The organism is Dietzia sp. B19 (genome assembly GCF_014145155.1).
In the GTDB taxonomy this organism is placed as follows: Bacteria; Actinomycetota; Actinomycetes; order Mycobacteriales; family Mycobacteriaceae; genus Dietzia; species Dietzia natronolimnaea.
Genome location: NZ_JAALED010000384.1, coordinates 1 through 4,582 on the forward strand (window position 1 = coordinate 1; position 4,582 = coordinate 4,582).

At 71.2% G+C, this 4,582-nt stretch carries 5 protein-coding genes; 1 reads left to right on the plus strand and 4 read right to left on the minus strand.

The window, feature by feature from the left end:
- Window positions 1-748, minus strand: a 748-nt coding sequence (locus G6020_RS11300; RefSeq protein ID WP_182610696.1) for an enoyl-CoA hydratase-related protein, incomplete at its 3' end; no start/stop codon positions are given.
- 213 nt (window positions 749-961) lie between these two features.
- On the opposite strand from G6020_RS11300, the gene G6020_RS11305 reads away from it, so the two are divergent.
- Window positions 962-1,675, plus strand: a complete 714-nt coding sequence (locus G6020_RS11305) for a GntR family transcriptional regulator (protein ID WP_194306102.1) — start codon at window positions 962-964, stop codon at window positions 1,673-1,675.
- Between the two features lie 102 nt (window positions 1,676-1,777).
- On the opposite strand, the gene G6020_RS11310 is transcribed toward G6020_RS11305, so the two are convergent.
- The 3 genes from G6020_RS11310 to G6020_RS11320 all read right to left on the minus strand — a co-directional run bounded on the left by G6020_RS11310 (window position 1,778) and on the right by G6020_RS11320 (window position 4,544).
- Complete coding sequence (locus G6020_RS11310) at window positions 1,778-2,632, minus strand: oxygenase MpaB family protein (RefSeq protein ID WP_304816467.1); 855 nt, start codon at window positions 2,630-2,632, stop codon at window positions 1,778-1,780.
- A gap of 72 nt (window positions 2,633-2,704) precedes the next feature.
- Window positions 2,705-3,340 carry a hypothetical protein gene (locus G6020_RS11315; RefSeq protein WP_182610697.1) on the minus strand — a complete coding sequence of 212 codons (636 nt, stop codon included), beginning with the start codon at window positions 3,338-3,340 and terminating at the stop codon, window positions 2,705-2,707.
- Window positions 3,330-4,544: an MCE family protein gene (locus tag G6020_RS11320; protein WP_182610698.1), complete on the minus strand. Its 1,215-nt coding sequence runs from the start codon at window positions 4,542-4,544 to the stop codon at window positions 3,330-3,332. Before G6020_RS11320 ends, G6020_RS11315 begins: the two co-directional genes overlap by 11 nt.
- Between the last annotated feature and the right edge of the window lie 38 nt (window positions 4,545-4,582).

The window sequence follows — 4,582 nt, forward strand, 5'->3', positions numbered from 1 at the left end:
CCATGGCGTCCTCCGACGTCATGACGGTGATCATCTCCGTGTCACTGACCTTCCAGCGGTCGTCCTCCGCCGGGCGGGTCCCGTCGCTGATGCCCAGCGCGACGCGCTTGCTGGCCTGGACGGCCAACGGGGCGTTGGCGGCGATCACGCCGGCCAGCTCGAGCGCCGCGTCGAGCAGGTCCCCGGCCGGGACGACCCGGTTGATCAGATGCAGGTCCAGTGCACGCTCGGCCGTGACCGGCTCGCCGGTGAGGATCATCTCCATGGCCACCCGGTGGGGCAGCTGGGCCGGCAGCCGGAACGCACCGCCCGCCGCCGCGATGAGGCCCCGCCTGACCTCCGGCAGTCCGAAGATCGCGTGATCGGCGGCCACCACGAGATCGCACGCCAGCGCGATCTCGCAGCCCCCGCCCAGCGCGGTGCCGTTGACCGCGGCGATCACCGGCACGGAGACGTGATGCTGCATCATGCCCGCGAAACCCCACTGGCGGTTCTCCGCCGGGAAGATGTCCTCTCCCCGGGAGATCGCCTTGAGGTCCGCCCCCGCGCAGAACGACTGCTCCCCCGACCCGGTGAGGACGACCACCCGGATCTCCGGGTCCGTGTCCGCCTCGTGCAGGGCCCGCCCGAGCAGCGTGCTCACCTCGCCGTTGACGGCGTTGCGGGCCTCGGGGCGGTCGAGGGTGACGAGCAGGATGTGATCGCGGCGCTCGGTGCGGACGGCTGGACGGGTCTCGGATGAGGTCATGCCCCCAGTCTCGCCCGGCACGTCGGCACACGCGGGCGAAACGCCCACCTCCCCCGGGCCGGTGCCATGCGCGAGACTCTCCACCGGGGCCATACAGCGGGGGAGAGGCGCTCACCCCTGCTGGGCAATCGCACACTCCTCGGATATATTTGATTTCGATTCTCGGCCGAGGCCCCTCGGTCGTTCGTGATCCCCGGAGATGAGGTGGCGGATATGGCCGCAACACGACTCGCTCAGCGTCCGCAGCTCTCCGAGGAGGTCGCGGACCACGTCCGGACCCGGATCATGAGCGGCGAGGTGCGCCCCGGGGACTTCATCCGTCTGGACGAGACCGCGGCCGCTCTCGGGGTGAGCGTGACCCCGGTGCGCGAGGCCCTGCTGACCCTGCGCGGGGAGGGGCTGGTCGATCTGGTCCCACGACGCGGTTACCTGGTCTCGCCGATGAGCAGGCAGGACGTCGAGGACATCTTCTGGCTGCAGGCCCGGCTGTCCAAGCGGATCGTCGACCGTGCCATCACCCGGTTCGACGAGGCGGCCCTCGAGAACCACGCCCGCCTGGTGGAGGACTTCGAGACGGCGGCCGTGACGGGCGATCCGGACCGTGTGGTGAGCGCGCAGTACGCCATCCACCGCTCGATCAACCGGGCGTCCCGGTCGGACAAGCTGTCCCGCTTCCTCAACAACGCCGCGCGCTACATGCCCTACCGGCTCTACGCCGAGGATCCGGACTGGCGGTCCACCGCGCTCGAGGACAACAGGCGGATGCTCGAGGCGCTGCGCACCGGCGACGTGGAGACGGCCCACGCCGTGGTCGACCGGGAGTTCACCAACGGCGCCGACCTGCTCATCGCGCACCTCCAGCGCGCCGGCGTGTGGGACGAGGACCGCGACGAGGACCGGGGCGCGACGCTGGTCGCGCAGGCCTGACCACCCGGCACTCGTCGCGCGGGTCCGACCCGCGACCACCGGAGGCCGGGGCGACACCGCCCCGGCCTCCGCCGTCTCATCTCCGACGTGAGCCCCGGGACGTCACATCAGCGGCCGTCCGGTTCGCAGGCGCCACTTCAGGTCCAGCAGCAGCACCCGGTAGGTGAGGGTCCGGACCGGGTACGGGAGCATCCGGTTGGCCGCCGCGGTGAGCGCCAGGAACCGCTCGAAGCGCCGCTGGTCCCGCGGGTCCCACGCCAGCCCCAGCGCGTCGCGGAACTCGCGGTGCAGGAACCCGGTCGTCACCCACTTGTTCAGGCGCCCGAACAGGACCGTCGTGGGCTGCGGCAGCATCCGGAGCTCCGTCAGACCCACCAGGTGGTCGCGTACCGAGTCGTCGAATCGGATCCGGGACTTGCCCTCGTGCCAGTAGTCGTCGAACTCCGCCCGCGTCGCCGGCCACTGGTCGGCGCGCACCTGGAGCGTCGTCCCCAGAGACGGGGCGGAGCGGTAGAAGGCCTCGCGGTCGGACTCGGTCATGGGTCCGTGCAGCCACTCGAAGACGTCCTCGAATCCCACGTACAGACAGGCGGCCACCCACATCTGGAGCTTCGGGTCCACCGCGCTGTACTTGACCGGACTGTCGGGTGTGGAGTGCACCCGACGGTGGATGCGGGTGACCTCCTCGCGGTAGACCCGCTTGTCGTCGTCGCTCCCCAGCGTGGCCACCGCCAGGTACTGGAAGGTCGTCCGGGCCCGCTTCAACGGCCTCTTGTAGACGTTGCCGGTGTCCACCCGGCTCTCGCGTACCCCCCAGCCCACCTCGGGCCAGGACAACTGCATGATGACGTTGGCGACCCCGCCGGCCGCACCGATCGAGTCGAGGGCGTCGGGGAGGACGGGCGGTCGACGGCGTGGGGTGGGCGGGGCGGGATTGCGGTGCAGTTCGGTGATCACGTGGCGGTTCTCCTCGGGTATCGGTGTCGTTCGGTCGGCGGTGACGGATCAGGCCGGTTCGGCGGTGACGGATCAGGCCAGTTCGGCGGAGTCGAGCAGCCAGCGGTTCCCGTCGCGGACCAGGGTCACGACCATGCGGCTCGCGTCGACCCGGCCCTCGGGCACGGTGACGTTGGTGATCTCCTGATCCAGGAAGACCAGCACCACGGCGCTGCCGGTGTCCACGCTCTGAACCCCCGCGTGGGTCACGGTTCCGGTCGAGGTGCCCTGTCCGTTGGTGAGCAACTCGCGCAGCCCCTCGGAGACCTCGCGATAGCGGTCGGCGAACTCCGGAGTGGCGTCCGCCACGACCGCCTCGATGTTGGCGTCCACGTCGCCGTGGTCGTAGGACGCGAGTTGGACGACCAGGCGGGTGGCGTCCTCGACCGCGCTGCGTCGGAGTTCGTCCTCCCGGTGGTCCGACCACACGAGGTAGCCCAACCAGGCACACGCGGCCACCAGTGCCACCACGACCACAGCGCTCACGATGCGAGCGGAGTTCCTCCGCGGGGGGGTCGTGCCCTCCACGGGATCATCGTCCACCGTGGAGGTGTCCGCCCGGGCCTTGTCCTCCGGGACGTTGTCCGCCCGGGCCCTATCCTCCGGGACGTTGTTCTCCCGGGCCCTGCCCTCCGGGACGTTGTCCTCCCTGGGTGCCTCAGCCGCCATGACGCAGTCCTTCCATCATCGTCGCCCAGTACGCGGCGATCTCCTTGCCGGTCGGGACGAGCACGGGGTCGACGGCCATGTCCGGGCCGATCCTGGTTCCGGGTTCGGTCGCCCCCGCCAGTCCCTCGTCGTTCGGTCGGGGAGCCGCCCGCGATCCCCGCTGCTCCAGGTCCTCGCCCGGCGGGCAGTACAACCGCAGATTCGGCTCACGCGGGGAGTGGTCGACGACGTCGCGGGGCTCGTACGGGTAGACGCACACCGGCCCCTGGGTGGCGACCAGTTGGAAGTCCGCGCGACCGTCACGCACGGTCCCCGCCAGGGCCCGCAGTCCCCGCTCGCCCTGCGTGAGGCCGGCCTCCCAGGCGGGTCCCCGATCGCGGAACACGGGTGTGACGACGAGGGTGTTGGCGAGCAGGCCGGCCGCGTCCTCCCGGTTGGCATCGAGGAGCACCTGGGCCCGGAGCATCGCCTCGGGTGATCGGTCGAGCAGGTACACGAGCGTGTCCTCCCGGCGGGCCAGCTGCTCGGCGACGTCGCGGGCCACCGAGGCCGACCCGCTGAGCGGATCCGCGCGCGCCGCCAGCGCGCGCACGGTCACGAGCCGGTCGCCGACGAGCCCGCGGAACGTGGGAGCCTGCTCGGTCAACACAGCCGTGAGCAGTGCGGTGTCCTCGAGGATCGCGCCAAGCCGCGGGCCGTTGCCCTCGAGAGCGGTGGCCACGCTGTCCCCGAACGAGGCCAGGGACTCCGGGTCCAGCGCCCGCAGCGAGGTGTCGATGTCGGCGATGAGGTGCTCGATCGACGCGGGTTGCTCGTCCTCGGGGACCAGCAACTCACCACCTTCTCCCAGGTAGGGACCGGCTCCGCTCGTCTGCCGGACGTCGAGCCGGTTGTCCCCCAGGGCCGTGCTGGTCACCACCCGGGCGTGTGCGCTGACGGGGATCCGGGTGCCGTCGACGATCCTCAGGTGGAGCCGGACCCCGCCGACCCCGTCGAGAACGGCGTCCTGGACCTCCCCCACGTCCACGCCGCGGTAGGTCACGCGCACCCCGGGTCCGACGCCCCGCGCGTCCTCGACGTGGGCCACCACCCGGAAACCACTCGCCACGTCGGCGTCCTCCCCGATGTACCGGATGCCGTAGCCGATGGCGACCACCGAGATGAACGCGAACAGCAGCGCCTGCGTGACGATGTGGCGGTTCACGGCGCACCCCTATCCGCCGGACTGGTGTGAGACAGCCG